A 17,122-nucleotide genomic window follows, 5' to 3' on the forward strand; every position below is an offset into this window, starting at 1 on the left:
GTGATTTATATGCGCTGGATAGTAACTATAATGGTGGCAATGCTTAGCTTTTCAAGTATGGCAAAACCACTTTCGTATTATTTTGAACAAGATGTAGAGTTTGATAAAACAATACCCACCCCACAAGACGTACTTGGTTACGAAGTAGGTGAGTGGCATGTAAGGCACGACCAACTGGTGCGTTACATGGAAATTCTAGCGCAAAAAAGTAATCGTATAAATTTTGAAGTAATAGGGCGCACACACGAGCAACGTCCGCTTGTGATGCTAAGTATTAGCAGCGCTGAAAAACTAGCTAACTTAGAGCAAATTCGCCAAGCGCACTTAGCCCGTTTAACAAACAGTGAGCAAGCTAAAAACACACAAAATGAGCCTGCTGTAGTTTGGATGGGATACAGTGTGCATGGCAATGAGTCATCAGGCAGCAATGCCGCTTTATTGGTTGCGTATTACCTTGCTGCAGCGCAAGGCCCAGAAATAGAGAAACTATTAAATAATACCGTTATTTTGCTCGACCCTACACTTAACCCTGATGGCTTGGCTCGCTTTGCTAATTGGGCTAATAGTAATCGGGGGATGAACTTATCAAGCGACCCTAAAACGCGTGAACACGTAGAAAGCTGGCCAAGTAGCCGTACAAATCACTATTGGTTTGATTTAAACCGCGATTGGTTATTACTACAACACCCAGAGTCGCGTGCACGCATTGCTAAATTTCATCAATGGAAGCCAAATATTCTTACCGACTTTCATGAGATGGGGCCAAACAGCAGCTACTTTTTTCAACCTGGCATTGCCAGTCGCAAGCACCCAATTACCCCAGATGAAAACGTAACGCTTACTAAAGCCATAGCCAATTACCATGCTAAAACTTTAGATAAAAATAATGCCCTTTATTTTACCGAAGAAAGCTTTGACGACTTTTATTACGGCAAGGGTTCAACCTACCCCGATGTAAACGGCGGTATAGGTATTTTATTTGAGCAAGCCAGCTCACGTGGGCATGTACAAGAAACCATAAATGGTACGCTTACGTTTCCTTTTACTATTAAAAATCAGTTATTAACAAGCCTATCAACCTTTAAAGCAGCGGTAGATAACCGTCAGGCGCTATTAACCTATCAGGCTAAATTTTATAACCAAGCAGTTGATTTAGCACATGATGAAAGTTTTGAAGGCTATGTGGTTGAGGGTGCTAAAGACAACACCCGGATTAAACTATTTTTAAACCTGTTAAAGCAGCATCAAATTAACGCCTATCCACTTACAAAAGCGCTAAAAGCCAATGGCAAAAACTTTAGCACCCAGAGTTATTTTGTGCCGTTAGCTCAGCCACAGTTTCGTTTAGTAAAAGCTATTTTTAGTGAGCAAAAAAGTTTTGCCGATAACACATTTTATGATGTATCGGGCTGGACACTCGCCCACGCTTTTAATTTAGAGTTTGCACAAGTAAAAAGTAGTTGGGGCTTAGAAGTAGCCAGCACTGCGTGGCAAAAAGCAGTTAAACCATCATTTGTTGCGTTAAAGCAAAGCTATGCATTTGGCTTTGCCTGGGACGATTACTTAGCGCCTAAAATGCTAAATAGCTTGCTAAAGCAAGGCATTAAAGCGCGTGTCGCGTTAAGCGCCTTAACAGCTAAAAGCAGCACCACCGAAATAGACTTTGCACCTGGCAGCATTATTGTCCCCGCAGGGCTGCAAACAAACCCTGATTGGGTGGCTATTTTAAACGATGCTCAAACCCAGTTTGGTATTGCGATAAAGCCTATTACCACTGGCCTTACAGGGAAAGGCGCCGATTTAGGGTCGCGCACTATGGCGGTATTAAACGAGCCAAAAGTACTGCTTGTGGGCGGTAAAGGCGTAAGCCAATACGAGGCGGGTGAAGTATGGTATTACCTTGACCGCTTTGTCGGTATTTCTCCGACCATAGTAGAAATGGAGCGTTTAGGTAGCCTAGATTTAAATAATTACAGCCACATTGTACTAGCTAATGGTAATTATTCGGGCTTACCCGATAGTGATAAAGTTGCCATTAAAAGCTGGGTAAGAAAAGGCGGCGTAATTTGGGGCCACAAAGGCGGCGCTAAATTTTTAGCTGATCAGCAATTACTTAAGGCTAATTATTTATCTAGGCAAGATGTAGCCAGCGCTTTTAATACTCAAGGGCTAAATTACGCAGATAAAGATCATTTAGCTGGGCGACAACGTATAGCCGGCGCTATTTTTAATACCGATGTAGACACCACGCATCCACTAACGTTTTCGCTTAATCGTGAAACGCTGCCTGTATTTAAAAATAGTACCTGGTTATTAGAAAAATCATCCGCCCCGTTTGTAAACATACTCACTTACCCGCAAAAACCACTATTAGCAGGGTTTACCGATGGCGTAAATGAGCAGCAAATTGCCGGTGCAGCAGCCATGATGGCCCACTCATACGGGCGTGGCAGTGTTATTGCGATGACAGATAACCCTGTATTTAGAGGATACTGGTACGGCACAAGCCGATTACTCAGTAATGCTTTATTTTTTGGCCACACATTTAGAGTAAGAGGTGATTAACTACACCTTTAAAGTGGCGTTAAACACGTAGCAAAAGCCCAGACTTGTTTAGCGCCCGCTTGCTTTAATACCCGGGTAGCCGCGTTGAGCGTGGCGCCTGTGGTCATTACATCATCTACAATAACCACCGTTTTACCGCTCATATCTTGTGTACATACAAAGGCATTTTTTACATTTTTAATCCGCTTGGATCTAGATAATTGTGACTGTGCTTGCGTGGTTTTATTGCGTATTAGCGCATTACTTATACAAATATGTTTTGCCAAACACGGTTGCCACACTTGGCTTACCTGATTAAACCCGCGCGTTAAAAAGCGTCCTCGGTGCAAAGGTAAGATAATAGCTATGTCGGGCTGGGTAGTTAAATTTTCAAAAAACACCGATAGTTGGCGTTTAATTACTTGTTGCAGCGCTTTTTTATAGTGAATTTGATTATTAAATTTGAGCCGTTTAAGCCAATGCTCAAAAGGGGGCTGATAAAAAGCACAGGCAAAGAGCTTATCAAATTCGCAATGCGGAAACATTTCTACAATATCCGGGCGGTGCAATAAATTACTGTGTTTATTTAAATCAAACACGCTTAAATCCGTTAAGCAATAGTCGCACAACCCCTCTTGAGCACTAACAACTCCCTGACATTGCACGCAATAAGAGGGAAATAACCAATTAAAAAATGAGTGTTGCATTGGCTGCTCCTTGCGTTGCTTTCGTCAATGTAAGCGTTATGATGTGGCTAAGTTTGGTTAAGGTTAGGCAAATATGCAAAGCGAGTTAGTTTTATTACATGGTTGGGGCATGAACCAAGGCGTATGGCAATTAGTGCAGCCAGAGTTAACGTTTTTATACAGTGGCTCGGTGCGCAGCATTGACCTGCCTGGCTTTGGCAACAGCAATAGCTGCCCAAGCCCTTATAATTTACACGATGCAGCTGAAATCGTAAGCGAGCAACTTAGCCCTGGCTCTATTGTAATGGGCTGGTCGCTAGGAGGATTGTTTGCACTTTATATTGCTAAACATTGGCCAAATAAAGTATCAAAAGTAATTTTAGTTGCCTCAAGCCCTTTTTTTGCCGAGGCAGATGATTGGCCTGGAATAAAAGCCAGCGTGCTTGAGCAATTTAAAGAGCAATTAGTTAATCAGCGAGAAAAAACCATAGAGCGCTTTTTAGCTATTCAGGCCATGGGTAGTGAGTCGGCACGCGATGATATAAAGCAGCTAAAGCACTTGCTAAATCAGTACAGCGCGCCTAAAAGTGAGGCGTTAAGTGCGGGTTTAAATATTTTACAAAATGATGATTTACGCAACGTATTTGCGCATTGCCCAGTGCCTGTAAAAGCGATATTTGGCCGTTTAGATGCGCTGGTACCTTACAAAGCAATTAATAAAATGGCAGCACTAAATACTGAGTTTGAATACGAAGTACTAGATAAAGCCTCCCATGCACCGTTTATTTCTCATAAAAAAGAGTTTTTATCTGCCGTTAAATCAATGCTTTAAAATAGCCTAAAGAAAGGTACTGTTTAAAGCTTTATTTTGCCCATGAAGTGAGCGATAATTAAACAATATTTATTTTTGGAGGTACAGCATGGCTATTGGTTCAGTATTTAATAGTGGTGTAGAAGGGTTTAATCGTGCAAGCCAAGGTATAGAACGAGCAAGCGCAGAGATAAACCGTGCCACCATTGAAGAGCAAGACGATACGCAACTAGCCCAACAGCGCCAGTTAACAGCTGCGCGACCTGAAGAGGCTGTAACAGCGCCTGTTGCACAGCCAGCTCGGGTTGACGAAGCGCTTGTTAATTTAAAAGTTGAAGAGTTTAATGCCAAGGCAAACACGCAATCTATTCAAACTGCAGATGAAGTGCTTGGTACGCTAATCGATATTAAAGTTTAAACGTTATGAATATTGTCACGCCATTTCCGTCTATCAATATAAACACCGCCAATGTTTATACTGAAACCGCTCGGCGTGACAACCAACTGCGCGAAGTTATTCCTGCCCCTGCACCCAATAGCGCCAGTAATACCGAAACCAAAGCACAAAGCGATGCTGATAAAGCAAAACTGCCAAGCAGTGCAGAAGCCGCCACCTATGATGCAACCGGTAAACTCAGTGATGAGCAAGCTGTTGAGCAGCGTCAGCAAGGCAGCGAAGATTCAGATAGCGAACAGCAACAAAACCAACAAGCAAGCGAAGACACCCCCGAAGAAGAGCAAGATCAGCAACAGCTAGAATTAGAACAGCAGCAAATTGAAGAGCTTAAAGCGCGCGATACTGAAGTGCGTGTGCACGAACAAGCTCATGCATCGGTGGGTGGGCAGTATGCAGGTTCACCAAGTTATGAATACCAACGTGGACCAGATGGCACTAATTACGCTGTTGGCGGTGAGGTACAAATTGATGTATCTGAAATCCCCGGCGATCCGCAAGCCACTATAGATAAAATGCAAACGGTACGTGCAGCCGCACTTGCCCCTGCTGAACCTTCTAGTGCCGATAGAGCCATTGCCGCTGATGCAACCCAAAAAATGGCCGCAGCGCAAGCTGAATTATCAGCCCCTGCTGACGATGAAGCGCAAGCACAAGAGCCACAAAGTGCGTTATCAATAAACGAAACCAGTACCGCTGAGTCTCAAAGCGATACTAATACCGAGCAATCACGCGACCCAGAAGTAGACGCACGAGCTGGTCGTATTGCTAATTTTTATCAAGTGACTAGCTCACCCCAAAACGAGAGTGGTTTTTCTGCATTTGGTTAAAACCAGCTAAGCATAATTAAAAAAGCCGCTCAATGAGCGGCTTTTTAGTTTAAGGAGTCATCACTTAATGAAGCAAAAGGGTATTATTTTTTTACTTTTGCATTAGCAAATGCATCGGCAAAGGCATTACCCATCATGGCGTTACCGTTATCGCGCTTTGGTTTTGCTGCACGCGGTTGCTGGCCCTGATTACTGCGTTGCTTTTGCGGCGCGGCAGCGGGTTTATTGCTTGTGTCTATTTCATCATCTAAGCGCATAGTAAAGCTAATGCGTTTACGTGGGGCATCTACCTCAACCACTTTTACTTTTACAATGTCACCGGCTTTTACTACTTCGCGCGGATCAGAGATAAACTTATTAGTAATTGCCGAAATATGCACTAGGCCATCTTGGTGAACACCTACATCAACAAACGCACCAAAATTAGCAACGTTAGAAACCACACCTTCTAAAATCATACCGGGTTTTAGGTCTGTGATTTTTTCTACACCGGCTTTAAATTCAGCAGTTTTAAACTCAGGACGAGGATCGCGCCCAGGCTTATCTAGCTCTTTAATGATGTCGGTAACGGTAGGTAAACCAAACTTCTCGTCGGTGTAGTCATTAGCAACCAGCTTATTTAAAAACTCGCTATTGCCTATTAAGCTATTTACATCAAGGTTGTTACGCTCACAAATAAGTTTAACAACAGGATAAGCCTCAGGGTGAACTGATGAGTTATCAAGTGGGTCTTTACCCTGATTAATACGCAAAAAGCCTGCTGCTTGTTCAAACGCCTTTGGTCCTAAACGCTCAACTTTTTTAAGTTCGCTACGCTTAGTAAACGTGCCGTTAGTGTCGCGGTAATTTACTATATTTTGCGCTAAGGTTTTATTTAACCCCGATACGCGAGTAAGAAGCGGCACCGAGGCCATATTTAAATCAACACCCACTGAGTTTACACAGTCTTCTACTACTGCGGTCAGTGTTTGGCCTAATTGGCTTTGCGATACATCGTGCTGGTATTGGCCTACACCAATTGATTTTGGCTCAATTTTAACAAGCTCGGCAAGTGGGTCCTGCAGGCGACGCGCAATAGATACCGCGCCACGTAAAGACACATCTAAGTTAGGAAATTCATTCGCTGCAAATTCAGACGCAGAGTAAACAGACGCGCCGGCTTCGCTTACCATAATTTTGTTTAATTTAAGCTCAGCATTGGCCTTAATAAGTTCGCCTACTAGCTTGTCAGACTCGCGTGATGCGGTTCCGTTACCAATCGCAATAAGTTCTACTTTATGCTGGCGACATAGTTGCTCTAATGTACGTAACGATTTTTCCCAGTGATTTTGTGGTGCGTGAGGGAAAATAGTTTGGGTTGTAAGCAATTTACCTGTGCCATCAACTACGGCAATCTTACAGCCAGTTCGCAAACCAGGATCTAGACCAAGCGTGGTACGCGGCCCAGCAGGGGCGGCCATAAGTAAGTCTTTTAAGTTTTTAGCAAATACATCTATAGCGCCGGTTTCGGCTTTTTCTCGCATGGCTGCTAAAAATTCATTTTCTAGGTGTAGGCCAAGCTTTATTTTCCATGCCCACTGCACAACACTTAATAGCCATGCGCTAGCTGCTTTATATTTCACATCTAAGCGGTAGTGATCAGCAATCATTTGCGCGCATAGCTGGGCTGCATTTTCGCTGCTTGGCTCTGGGTTAATACTCAGCTGCAAAATACCTTCGTTACGCGCGCGCAACATAGCAAGTGCGCGGTGAGAAGGGACCTTTTTAAGAGGTTCTTGATGGTCAAAGTAGTCGCGGTATTTGCTACCGGCTTGCTCTTGGCCGTCAATAAGTGTGCTTTGTATAGCGCCGTGTTGGCTAATGTGGCTTCTAAATTTAGCTAATAACTTGGCATCTTCTGCAAAGCGTTCCATTAAAATAAATTTAGCGCCATCAAGGGCTGCTTTGGTATCAGCAATACCTTTGTCGGCATTTATAAACTGCTGCGCTTGTTGCTCTGGCTCTAAGTTTGCGTCGTTAAATAGCGCATCGGCAAGTGGCTCAAGGCCTGCTTCAATGGCTATTTGCCCTTTGGTACGACGCTTAGCTTTATAAGGAAGGTATAAATCTTCAAGCTCAGTTTTACTTTGTGCGCTGGTTATATCGGCACTCAGTGCTGGCGTTAATTTATTTTGCGATTCGATGGTTGATAAAATAAAGCTGCGGCGCTCTTCAAGCTCGCGCAAGTACGACAAACGTTGCTCTAAAAGGCGTAATTGCGTGTCGTCTAATCCACCGGTAATTTCTTTACGGTAACGCGCAATAAAAGGAACCGTTGCGCCTTCATCAAGTAATTTTGTAGCAGCAACAACTTGTTGCTGTTGTGCATTTAGCTCAGTGGCTAAACGTGCAGAGATATCGCTCATGCATAAACCTTTTAATACAAAAAATAAAACCAGAAAATCCCTCTGGTACTGTTATACCCAGCTTATTAAAGTTGCTATTTAATGAGTTTGGTAGGTATTTATTAGTTGAATAATATCACAGCAGGTTGTAATAAAAAGCTCTTAAAGCAAGCAATTTTGCTTGCTTTAAGATGGTTGGCTTGGCTGAGCTTACAAAGCGTAAAAGCGCGCTTTAGTGAGGGTGCTCTACGCTTTCTAAAACATCACTAAACGTGTGAGCAATAGGGGTAATATGCACTGGAATGTGTAACGTTTTAGCTATTTGACGCGCCGAAATTAACCCGCATATTTCGTTATTAGTGGTTGTTGCTAATAAAAACATGCTGCCTTGATGCTCCATTGTTTGTAGTGCATCGCCAATACTTGCATAGCTTAGGCTTTGCATACTTACGCCATTAAGTTGGCTAATAGGTGTCATAATGTAGCGTAAGCTCACTTCATTGCGGCTGGTATTTAAACGCTGTGCAATGGCCGTAATTTTAGCGCTTTGTAGGTCGGCACTTGAAACAATACCAATTAATTTTTGCGCATCATCAGTCACCAATACATAGTCAGAATGCTCTGCTAGTACTTGTTTAAGCGCCTCGCTGATAGGAGTGTCGTATTGAGCGCGAATTGGCGTTTTTTGGGTAAAGTTATTGATTACGGTTAAAGCCGGAGATGTTAAATCAATAGTGGCTTGTTGATCTTCAAACGTGCTTGCAATAACGCCATGAGAAATATTTTGGGTACGTAATTCTTTAAAGTTAGACATAGTAGTCACCTTATTAGTTATAAAATTTAATCAAAAAGTAAAATTGTGAATTAAATTAAATAGCTAGGTGGACCACGTTGATATGCCGTACTAAAAGGACGGTATAGGTTTGTACTTTGGTAAAAAGATGAAACAGCATTAGGTAGCGGTTGAAACAACCTAATAGCAAATGCATTAACATGAGAATCTAAGTCAATGTCGGGGGTTGCTTGGTCAGGAAATTCACAAGCAATAAAATGATTAGATACACTGGCGTTATCTATACTTACTTCGGTGGTATTGGCATGCAGAGTCAAACTCACACTCATTAAAAGTGCAAACAATACGGCATTACTACATATGCGCTGTACTAAGTTTGACATAGCCACTACCTTAAAAATCAGGTTAAAGATAAACCTGCTAAACCAATATATATCCTAATGAGATATATTACACAATAAAAAATTTACCTGATCTGAATCAAAGTAGTTATTTATTAATAATGTTATGGGGGACTATTTTTGATATTCAATACTATTTACATACCATTCTTTTTTACCTTGCGGTGTAGGTACCTCAAAATCATCGTCTACTTGTTTTTTTATCAGGGCGCGCGCCATAGGTGAGTCAATTGATATGTAGTCTTTACGGTCGTATATTTCATCAGGCCCTACAATTCTAAATTTTTTAACCTCGCCTTGCTCGTTTTCTATTTCTACCCATGCGCCAAAAAATACTTTACCGTCTTGCTGCGGTGAGTAATCAATAACTTTTAAATCGGGTAAGCGTTTGCGCAAATACCGAACACGACGATCAATTTGGCGCAGTAAGCGTTTATTATATTGATAGTCTGCATTTTCTGAGCGATCGCCAAGGCTTGCCGCCCAGCTCACTATTTTAGTGACTTCAGGGCGTTTAACGTTCCATAAATGGTCGTGCTCTTGCTGTAATTGTAAGTAACCTTCGCGGGTTATTAAATTTGTTTTCATGGGCTTTTATTCATTAACTCTAATGCTGTGCACGTTATTAAAATTGCTAAAATTTGTCGAGTGTAAACTTTAGGGCGTGTTGTTCTTTGATGGTCGAATTTGCAGCAGTATGTTTGGTTTTTAGGCAAGGCAGAGCCTATGAAGTGTGGTTATTCCCCATAAATAGGTGATAACGCAGCATAAATGCCAAACATGCGCTGCCCTTCGGGTTCTGCCTAGGGGCGATAAACTCTTTGTTACTCGGTTTTTACTTAGCCCACTAGGTTATAAAGCTCGCGCCGCAATTTAATCGCCCCTAGATTGAACAAATTTCAATCCGCAAAGGTCAACACGCCCTAATATTATAACTTTGAAATGTTCAGTAACAATCTAAGCGCGCAATTAGATTTTGATTATTAAGTTTTTCATTTATATTAACTATTAATTGGAAATAAAAATAAGAAACACGCAATGGGACACGAAACCACAAAAGTATTAGTTGTAGATGACGATATGCGCCTGCGCAGCTTACTAGAGCGCTATTTAGTAGAGCAAGGCTTTATTGTTAGAACCGCCGCAAACTCAGAGCAAATGGATAGACTCATTGAGCGAGAAAACTTTCACTTAATGGTGCTTGATCTAATGCTACCAGGCGAAGATGGTTTATCTATTTGCCGCCGGCTACGCCAAAAAGAAAACGAAATCCCTATTGTGATGCTGACAGCAAAAGGCGATGAGGTCGACCGTATTATAGGCCTTGAACTAGGCGCAGACGACTACATCCCGAAACCGTTTAACCCGCGCGAATTACTGGCTCGCATAAAAGCTATTTTACGCCGCCGCGCCAAAGAAGTACCGGGCGCACCCGCAGCAGAAGAAAACTTAATAGCCTTTGGGCAATTTACGCTTAATTTAGCCACGCGCGAAATGAGCGAGGGCGATAAAACTATTTCACTCACCAGCGGTGAATTTGCCGTACTTAAAGCGCTTGTATCACACCCGCGCGAGCCACTGAGCCGCGATAAACTAATGAACCTTGCTCGAGGGCGAGATTACAGTGCGCTTGAGCGCAGTATTGATGTGCAAGTATCGCGACTGCGCCGCATGATAGAAGTAGATGCTGCCAATCCGCGCTATATTCAAACTGTATGGGGTTTGGGTTATGTGTTTGTTCCTGACGGTGATAAGTAGTTTATATGGGATTTTTTCCGCGTAGTGCGTTTGGACAAACTGTATTTTTAGTGGCCGCTTTACTGCTAATTAACCAAATAGTGTCGTATGTAACGGTGAGCTTTTACGTTGTAAAACCAACCATAGAGCAAGTAAATTTAATGCTCGCTAAGCAAATTAAAACGGTATTTATAGACTGGGAAGACGGCGTAGAAATCAACGACGAAGTATCTGAAAAGTTTTTTGAAATTACAGGTATAGAAGTGATGACGCAGCGCGAGGCAATGCGCCAAGGGCTGGGTCAAACCCGAGAATACTCGATGCTGTCGCGTAGTATGTCTGAGCAATTAAATGGTTCTGCTCGGGTGCGTATTAGTCAAACCGACCCGCTGATTTATTGGGTAGAAGCGCCGCAAGCACCCGGTTATTGGGTAAAAGTACCGCTTAGCGGGTATCAAGAAAACAACCTTGAATTTTTAACGTTTTACTTATCAAGTATTGGTTTTTTAAGTGTGTTAGGCGGCTGGCTATTTGCTCGGCACTTAAACCGCCCATTAAAGGCGTTGCAGCAAGCAGCCGTGAAAGTGGGTAAGGGCGATTTTAGTAGCAAGCTTGAAGAAGAAGGCTCCAGTGAAGTTATAGAAGTTACCCGTGCATTTAACCAAATGTCGCGGGGTATTGCCGCTCTTGAAAACGATCGCCGTTTACTCATGGCTGGTGTTTCTCACGATTTACGCACTCCGCTTACTCGTATCCGCCTTGCCACCGAAATGATGAACGATGAAGATGACTACCTTCGCGAAGGCATTATTTACGATATTGAAGATATGAATGGCATTATCGATCAATTTATTGAGTATTTACGCCACCACAAAACAGATGAGCTTGCTTGCGAAGATATAAACGCGCTAGTGACTGAAGTGGTTAATTGTGAGCTTAAACAGCAACGCGTTATTACCTTTAAAGGCAACCCCAGCGTGGGGCTTGTTCCGTTAAGTAGTGTGGCTATTAAGCGTGTAATTACTAACATGATTGAAAACGCGCTGCGTTATTCAGATGGCGATATAGAAGTATTAAGCTACTTTAATTCAAACAAAAAATACGTTGTGATAGCGGTAAACGATAGCGGCCCCGGTATACCAGAAAGCGAACTAGAATCGGTGTTTGAGCCTTTTAAACAAGGTGACACTGCGCGTGGTAGTGAGGGGAGTGGTTTAGGCCTTGCCATTATTAAGCGTATTATTGATATGCACGATGGTAAAGTTAAGCTAAAAAACCGCCCAGAAGGCGGCCTAAGTGCACAAATTTATTTACCTATAAAAATACAAAACTCTGCACAGTAAGCTGTGCAGAGTTGGCTATTTCCATAACGTTAATAGTATTAAAACTTAAAGTGCTTTAAAGCGGATTGCTGTACCACCACTTGTTGCTAGTTTTAAAGTTAGCTTATCGTTTGCGCTAACTACGCGCTTTTCGATATCTAAATCGTACGGATTGTTTTTCCATTCAGCGCTTTTACCGTCTTGGTATATGTGCGCTTCAAACTTTTTACCCTTTTCTAAAAAGTCGAGTTTTACCTCAATAGTTCGGGCTTTCTCGTCGGTTACGGCGCCTAAGTACCAATCGTTTCCTGAGTATTTATCGCGTTTGCGCTCTTTACGGGCAAAAACAATAAAGTCGCCCACTTCGCCATCAAGCGCAATACTTTGCTGCCAATCGGTTGGTACGTCTTGAATAAATTGAAATGCATCAGGCTTGGCTAAATAGTTTTTAGGTAAGTCGGCGGCCATTTGAATCGGGCTATACAGCACAACATAAAGTGCAAGCTGCTTGGCAAGCGTTGTTTGTGGGCGGTTTGTATCATCGCCTAAGCCATTAAAGCCCATATCAAAAATACCAGGGGTAAAGTCCATAGGCCCTGCCAGCATTCGGGTAAACGCCAGCATAGGAATGTGCTCTGGTGGGTTGGGCGGCGTGCCCCATGCATTAAACTCTTGGCCGCGTGCCCCTTCGCGGGCAATCCAATTTGGGTAGGTACGACGCAGGCCGGTGTCTTTTATTGGCTCGTGGGTGTTAATACTAATTTTATGTTTAGCAGCCAGCTTTACGTTGTAAAGGTACTCGTTAACCATAAATTGGCCGTCGTGCCACTCATGACGGGCAATGCCGTTTTCGTCTATGCGTTTTATGTTACCGCCATCCGCTACATAGCCCGTTTTAACTTGGCTTACGTTTGATTTTTCGTAAAGGGCAAAGGCATCCTCCATTTGGTCGCGATAGTTACTTACATTACCCGATGTTTCGTGGTGGCCAATTAACTGCACGCCTTTTTGTTTGCCGTATTGAGTAAGGGCCGCTATATCAAAGTCGTCGTAGGGTTGTGTAAAACTAAATACATCGCCATTAAAAAACCAGTCACCATCCCAGCCTATGTTCCAGCCTTCTACTAGTACGCCATCAAAGCCATATTCTGCGGCAAAGTCCATGTAGTACTTAGTGGTTTGTGTAGTGGCGCCGTGTTTTTCGCCGCTGCCCCAGGTTTGCGTGTTTATATGCATGCCCCACCAAATACCCACGTATTTGCCAGGTTTTACCCACGACACATCGCCTAGTTTATTAGGCTCGTTTAAATTTAATATTATGTCTGAATTGACTAAGCCTACCGCGCTGTCGGCAATTTGAATGGTGCGCCAAGGGGTATTAAATGCACCTTGTTTTTTAACGGCAATGCCGTCTGACCACGGTGTTAAATCGGCATTAAAAGTGCCTGGGCGGCGTTGATTAAGCACCATGCCTGCGTAATCAACTAAGGCTGCTTCATGAATGCTTATATGGGTACCGTCATTGGTTTTTAAGGTAAACGGCGTGTGTGCAAGGGGGACGTCATTTAATGCGGTGGTGTTGTAAACGTATTCGTATCGGTTCCAGCCGCGAGCGGGGATCCACCAGGCGGTGGCATTGTTGTTATTGTTAATGGCAAATTCGGTGAGCTCTTTGGTAATGTGTGTTTGCTCAAAGCCTGCTTGTTTTGGTACTTCGTATCTAAACCCAACGCCACTATCAAAAGCTCTAAAGCGCACTGTATAGGTTGCACCATTAGGCTCGTTTTTTGTAAATGTAACCGCAACTTCGTTGTGTTTATCAGTAACCGTTTGTCGCTCGCCCCAAGGCTGTTGCCACTGGGTATTTACGCTTTGCTGCTTAACATGGGTAATTTTAAAACCATCGCTAAATGCGGCTTGGGTTTTAAATTCAAAACCCAGGCGCGATGCGTTTATAGCTGGTTTGTTTTTAAAGCTAATAGCGTAGCTGGGTGTGCTATTTTCATCTGAAATAGTCACTTTTATTTGTGAGTTTGGTGATTCAACTACAGCGGTTTGTGCAAAGCTATTGCCAGCAAACGCCAGTAGTAAAAGTGCGGATGTTCTCATTGTGTGTCCTTTGATGAGTCGGTGGTGACCTTTAAGGATAATGGCAGTGAGTTGTTAATACGACTGTCTACATACGTATTCAATGTTTTAAAAAATAGAAAGAATTTAACGGTTTAATCGGTCTATAATGTAAACAAATTGATAATAGCGATTAGCCCCATGATAAAACCCTTACTAAGTGTGTTACTGCTATGTATGAGTACTTGCGCAGCAGCAACAACAATAACTATAAAAAATGCCAATAATCAGCCTTTAGCAAATGCGGTAGTGTGGCTAAGCGGGGCATCAATTCAGGCCGGCAATCAAGCAAGTAAAACCTACGCAATGAGCCAACAAAACCGCGAGTTTACGCCGCGTACGTTAGTTGTTCCGCAAAATGCAAAGGTAGAGTTTCCTAATGCCGACTCTATCATGCACCACGTTTATTCGTTTTCTAAAGCTAAAACCTTTGAGTTGAAACTTTACAAAGAGCAACCTAAAGCCCCCATAACGTTTGATCAAACTGGGGTGGTTGAGCTTGGCTGTAATATTCATGACTGGATGCTGGGCTATATTGTGGTGGTTGATAGCACCGTTTTTGCAATTACCGACGACAACGGTATGGTTAATTTAACTGCCCCTAATGGGCAATACAGCATGAGTGTATGGCATTCTGGCTTTAGCGATATAAGCAACGTAGAAACCCACAGCGTTAATGTAAGCGAGTCACCTTTACACTACACCGTAAAGCAGGCCATAGCCGAGCAAATAGACTTTGCTACGGATGAATTTGATGACTATTAAGCGCAAAAATACAGTATTACTTGGCTTAGTTTTTATGAGCCTACCGGCTTTTTCGCAGGTTAAAGGGCTTATTCAGGTACGTGCGGTTGCAAGCGACGACACACAAAGCTTTCAAGATGGCGGTATTGGTTTATATCGCCATGGAGATAGCAGTGATAGCATTTTGTTATCGCAAGGAATTATAGACTTTAAGGCCGATTTAAGTAGTGCGTGGAGCGCACATGCCGTTGTTAATGCTAATCAAGAGCCGAAAACCACATTAGGTTTAAGCCAAGCGTATTTACAGTATCAGCCGTTAGTAAACAGCCGTTATAAATGGCATGTAAAGCTTGGTGGGTTTTACCCTAGTATGTCGCTAGAAAACCCCGATATAGGCTGGACCTCGCCTTACAATTATACTAATTCGGCCATAAACAGTTGGCTTGGCGAAGAGCTTCGCACCATAGGTGGTGAGCTTAGCATTAAGCGCCCAGGTAAACGTTTTAATTCTAAGCATAGCTTTAGTGTGAGCGCTGCTATTTATAAAGGGAACGACCCAACAGGGACGTTGCTATCTTGGCGCGGCTTTGCGCTGCACGACAGGCAAACAACATTTAACGAAAGTGTACAATTTGCACCTATTGCGGCATTAAATAGTGACGAATTACGTTGGCAAGCTAACCAAGTGCTGCCTTTTGAAGAAGTAGATGGCCGCTTTGGCTACTATGCCGGTGTGCATTGGGATTATTTAAAACGCTCGCAGTTTAGGTTTTATTATTACGATAATAACGCCGATCCCAGCATTTTTAATCGCACAACAGGGCAGTATGCTTGGCATACTCGCTTTAGCAGCTTAGCGTGGTTATATAAATTTACAGGTAAAACCCGTTTGATTGCCCAGCTACTCGATGGTAAAACCGAAATGGGGGCTAATAAGCTTATTTATAACCGTTTTTATAGCCATTATTTAATGCTCAGCCATAAAGCGGGTAAGCATAGGTTATCGCTTAGGTATGATTATTTTAAAGTAGATGACGATGACACCACCGCGTTTGACCCTAACGCCAGCCACGGCGAAGGCTTAACAGCTACGTGGCGTTACCAATTAACCGATACGCTACAAATAGGTGTTGAAGGCTCGGCGCTGCATAGCTTTGTACAAAATAGGCCGGGTAGTGGGTTTGCTCAGCGAATATCGCAGCAGCAAATTATGCTCAACGCTCAATGGCGCTTTTAAAGTACAAAAAAGGGAGCTTTTAAAGCTCCCTTTTAGTTTCAAAAAAAGTGTGAATTATTTTTTATCAAATGCGCGTTTCATAAAGTTCGGTGTAGCAAGTGCGCCGTGATGAATACCGCTGTTGTAGTATTCGCTTTGTTGTGCAACTTGCTCGGCATCGGCTTCTCTAAAGCCATTAAATGCTTGTGATTTACGAGCAAGCGTTACTGACCATAAACCGCTTGGGTAAATTGGCTGTGGAAATGGCAGTGTTTGCAAGTCGTTAAAGCCCACACTTAGCATGGCCTCGCGCATTTCTACTAGCAGTGGCATATGCATTAATGGCGATTCGCTTTGCTGCACTAAAATACCACCAGGGCGTAATGCATTTAAGCAGCTAGTGTAAAACGCGTGGTTAAATAATCCCTCGCCTGGGCCTACTGGGTCTGTACCATCAACAATAACAACATCAATAGACTCGCCCGCAGCGTCACGCATGTATTTTATACCATCATCAAACATAACAGTTGCGCGTGCATCGTTGTTAGACTCACAAAGCTCTGGGAAGTATTTTAACGACATTTGCGTGACTACTTCGTCTATATCTATTTGCGTTACGGTTTCTACACCTGGGTGTTTTAAAACTTCACGTAATGTACCGCAATCGCCGCCGCCAATAATTACCACGTTTTTAGGATTTGGGTGCGCTAAAAGTGCAGGGTGGCTAATCATCTCATGGTAAAAAAAGTTTTCGCGGGTAGTTACCATAGTACAGCCATCGATGATCATTAAATTACCAAAGTCTGTGGTTTCGAACATTTCTACCTTTTGAAAAGGAGACTGTTTTTCATCCAACTTTTTGTTAATACGTAATGAAAATGCGCTGCCATCGCGGTCGCTAATTTCTGTAAACCACTTACTTTGATCTAAATTTGCCATAGTTGCTTTTACACTTTTTAAGTTGAGTATGAAAAAGGGGCAATTCTGCCAGTGCTTCGCGTTTTGCTCAATGAAATTTTAACTGCTTTGCCAATAAAGTTAGCCAGTATCGAGTTAAAGTTCAATTTTTGTTA

At 42.8% G+C, this 17,122-nt stretch carries 15 protein-coding genes; 8 read left to right on the forward strand and 7 right to left on the reverse strand.

The genetic code is table 11. The annotated features are described in order from the left end of the window. Positions 1 to 9 precede the first annotated feature (9 nt). Positions 10 to 2,565, forward strand: coding sequence for a M14 metallopeptidase family protein (locus PSH48_RS15785; protein ID WP_273611853.1), 2,556 nt, complete (start codon positions 10 to 12; stop codon positions 2,563 to 2,565). A gap of 8 nt (positions 2,566 to 2,573) precedes the next feature. Here the strand turns inward: PSH48_RS15785 and PSH48_RS15790 are convergent, their stop codons facing one another. After that, on the reverse strand, positions 2,574 to 3,251 hold the full coding sequence (locus PSH48_RS15790; RefSeq protein ID WP_273611854.1) for a ComF family protein: 678 nt from the start codon (positions 3,249 to 3,251) through the stop codon (positions 2,574 to 2,576). A gap of 73 nt (positions 3,252 to 3,324) precedes the next feature. Between PSH48_RS15790 and bioH the strand changes: the two genes are divergently transcribed. From bioH to PSH48_RS15805, 3 genes are all read left to right on the forward strand, one after another. Beyond that, positions 3,325 to 4,062 carry a pimeloyl-ACP methyl ester esterase BioH gene (gene bioH / locus PSH48_RS15795; protein ID WP_273611855.1) on the forward strand — a complete coding sequence of 246 codons (738 nt, stop codon included), beginning with the start codon at positions 3,325 to 3,327 and terminating at the stop codon, positions 4,060 to 4,062. Positions 4,063 to 4,150: 88 nt separating this feature from the next. Next, complete coding sequence (locus tag PSH48_RS15800; RefSeq protein WP_004588240.1) at positions 4,151 to 4,459, forward strand: hypothetical protein; 309 nt, start codon at positions 4,151 to 4,153, stop codon at positions 4,457 to 4,459. Positions 4,460 to 4,464: 5 nt separating this feature from the next. Beyond that, complete coding sequence (locus PSH48_RS15805) at positions 4,465 to 5,325, forward strand: putative metalloprotease CJM1_0395 family protein (protein WP_273611856.1); 861 nt, start codon at positions 4,465 to 4,467, stop codon at positions 5,323 to 5,325. 83 nt (positions 5,326 to 5,408) lie between these two features. On the opposite strand, the gene PSH48_RS15810 is transcribed toward PSH48_RS15805, so the two are convergent. The 4 genes from PSH48_RS15810 to greB form a co-directional block, all read right to left on the reverse strand. Continuing rightward, positions 5,409 to 7,730, reverse strand: a complete 2,322-nt coding sequence (locus PSH48_RS15810; RefSeq protein WP_054983335.1) for a Tex family protein — start codon at positions 7,728 to 7,730, stop codon at positions 5,409 to 5,411. Between the two features lie 211 nt (positions 7,731 to 7,941). Continuing rightward, complete coding sequence (locus PSH48_RS15815; protein WP_004588243.1) at positions 7,942 to 8,523, reverse strand: CBS domain-containing protein; 582 nt, start codon at positions 8,521 to 8,523, stop codon at positions 7,942 to 7,944. A 50-nt stretch (positions 8,524 to 8,573) separates the two neighbouring features. Next, complete coding sequence (locus PSH48_RS15820; RefSeq protein ID WP_029774183.1) at positions 8,574 to 8,885, reverse strand: hypothetical protein; 312 nt, start codon at positions 8,883 to 8,885, stop codon at positions 8,574 to 8,576. 132 nt (positions 8,886 to 9,017) lie between these two features. After that, positions 9,018 to 9,491 (reverse strand): transcription elongation factor GreB, encoded by a 474-nt coding sequence (greB, locus tag PSH48_RS15825; protein ID WP_004588245.1) that lies wholly within the window; start codon positions 9,489 to 9,491, stop codon positions 9,018 to 9,020. A 450-nt stretch (positions 9,492 to 9,941) separates the two neighbouring features. On the opposite strand from greB, the gene ompR reads away from it, so the two are divergent. Both ompR and envZ read left to right on the forward strand, forming a co-directional pair. Then, positions 9,942 to 10,661 carry an osmolarity response regulator transcription factor OmpR gene (ompR, locus tag PSH48_RS15830; RefSeq protein WP_004587537.1) on the forward strand — a complete coding sequence of 240 codons (720 nt, stop codon included), beginning with the start codon at positions 9,942 to 9,944 and terminating at the stop codon, positions 10,659 to 10,661. 5 nt (positions 10,662 to 10,666) lie between these two features. Beyond that, positions 10,667 to 11,983 (forward strand): two-component system sensor histidine kinase EnvZ, encoded by a 1,317-nt coding sequence (envZ, locus tag PSH48_RS15835; protein ID WP_273606543.1) that lies wholly within the window; start codon positions 10,667 to 10,669, stop codon positions 11,981 to 11,983. Between the two features lie 45 nt (positions 11,984 to 12,028). Here the strand turns inward: envZ and PSH48_RS15840 are convergent, their stop codons facing one another. Continuing rightward, positions 12,029 to 14,071, reverse strand: coding sequence for a glycoside hydrolase family 97 protein (locus PSH48_RS15840; RefSeq protein WP_273606542.1), 2,043 nt, complete (start codon positions 14,069 to 14,071; stop codon positions 12,029 to 12,031). A 159-nt stretch (positions 14,072 to 14,230) separates the two neighbouring features. On the opposite strand from PSH48_RS15840, the gene PSH48_RS15845 reads away from it, so the two are divergent. Both PSH48_RS15845 and PSH48_RS15850 read left to right on the forward strand, forming a co-directional pair. Further along, on the forward strand, positions 14,231 to 14,854 hold the full coding sequence (locus PSH48_RS15845; RefSeq protein WP_273606541.1) for a methylamine utilization protein: 624 nt from the start codon (positions 14,231 to 14,233) through the stop codon (positions 14,852 to 14,854). Next, positions 14,844 to 16,070, forward strand: coding sequence for a hypothetical protein (locus PSH48_RS15850; RefSeq protein WP_273606540.1), 1,227 nt, complete (start codon positions 14,844 to 14,846; stop codon positions 16,068 to 16,070). The genes PSH48_RS15845 and PSH48_RS15850 overlap by 11 nt, the downstream gene beginning before the upstream one ends. Positions 16,071 to 16,124: 54 nt before the next feature. Here the strand turns inward: PSH48_RS15850 and speE are convergent, their stop codons facing one another. Beyond that, positions 16,125 to 16,988 carry a polyamine aminopropyltransferase gene (gene speE / locus PSH48_RS15855; RefSeq protein ID WP_054983340.1) on the reverse strand — a complete coding sequence of 288 codons (864 nt, stop codon included), beginning with the start codon at positions 16,986 to 16,988 and terminating at the stop codon, positions 16,125 to 16,127. Between the last annotated feature and the right edge of the window lie 134 nt (positions 16,989 to 17,122).

The sequence above is a fragment of the Pseudoalteromonas sp. Angola-4 genome (assembly GCF_028599265.1).
Taxonomy (GTDB): Bacteria; Pseudomonadota; Gammaproteobacteria; order Enterobacterales; family Alteromonadaceae; genus Pseudoalteromonas; species Pseudoalteromonas atlantica.

Excerpts from the sequence above, each read along its gene's own strand:
- PSH48_RS15785 (WP_273611853.1), top strand. The coding sequence starts at position 10 with ATGCGCTGGATAGTAACTATAATGGTGGCAATGCTTAGCTTTTCAAGT.
- PSH48_RS15790 (WP_273611854.1), bottom strand. The coding sequence starts at position 3,251 with ATGCAACACTCATTTTTTAATTGGTTATTTCCCTCTTATTGCGTGCAA.
- bioH (WP_273611855.1), top strand. The coding sequence starts at position 3,325 with ATGCAAAGCGAGTTAGTTTTATTACATGGTTGGGGCATGAACCAAGGC.
- PSH48_RS15800 (WP_004588240.1), top strand. The coding sequence starts at position 4,151 with ATGGCTATTGGTTCAGTATTTAATAGTGGTGTAGAAGGGTTTAATCGT.
- PSH48_RS15805 (WP_273611856.1), top strand. The coding sequence starts at position 4,465 with ATGAATATTGTCACGCCATTTCCGTCTATCAATATAAACACCGCCAAT.
- PSH48_RS15810 (WP_054983335.1), bottom strand. The coding sequence starts at position 7,730 with ATGAGCGATATCTCTGCACGTTTAGCCACTGAGCTAAATGCACAACAG.
- PSH48_RS15815 (WP_004588243.1), bottom strand. The coding sequence starts at position 8,523 with ATGTCTAACTTTAAAGAATTACGTACCCAAAATATTTCTCATGGCGTT.
- PSH48_RS15820 (WP_029774183.1), bottom strand. The coding sequence starts at position 8,885 with ATGTCAAACTTAGTACAGCGCATATGTAGTAATGCCGTATTGTTTGCA.
- greB (WP_004588245.1), bottom strand. The coding sequence starts at position 9,491 with ATGAAAACAAATTTAATAACCCGCGAAGGTTACTTACAATTACAGCAA.
- ompR (WP_004587537.1), top strand. The coding sequence starts at position 9,942 with ATGGGACACGAAACCACAAAAGTATTAGTTGTAGATGACGATATGCGC.
- envZ (WP_273606543.1), top strand. The coding sequence starts at position 10,667 with ATGGGATTTTTTCCGCGTAGTGCGTTTGGACAAACTGTATTTTTAGTG.
- PSH48_RS15840 (WP_273606542.1), bottom strand. The coding sequence starts at position 14,071 with ATGAGAACATCCGCACTTTTACTACTGGCGTTTGCTGGCAATAGCTTT.
- PSH48_RS15845 (WP_273606541.1), top strand. The coding sequence starts at position 14,231 with ATGATAAAACCCTTACTAAGTGTGTTACTGCTATGTATGAGTACTTGC.
- PSH48_RS15850 (WP_273606540.1), top strand. The coding sequence starts at position 14,844 with ATGACTATTAAGCGCAAAAATACAGTATTACTTGGCTTAGTTTTTATG.
- speE (WP_054983340.1), bottom strand. The coding sequence starts at position 16,988 with ATGGCAAATTTAGATCAAAGTAAGTGGTTTACAGAAATTAGCGACCGC.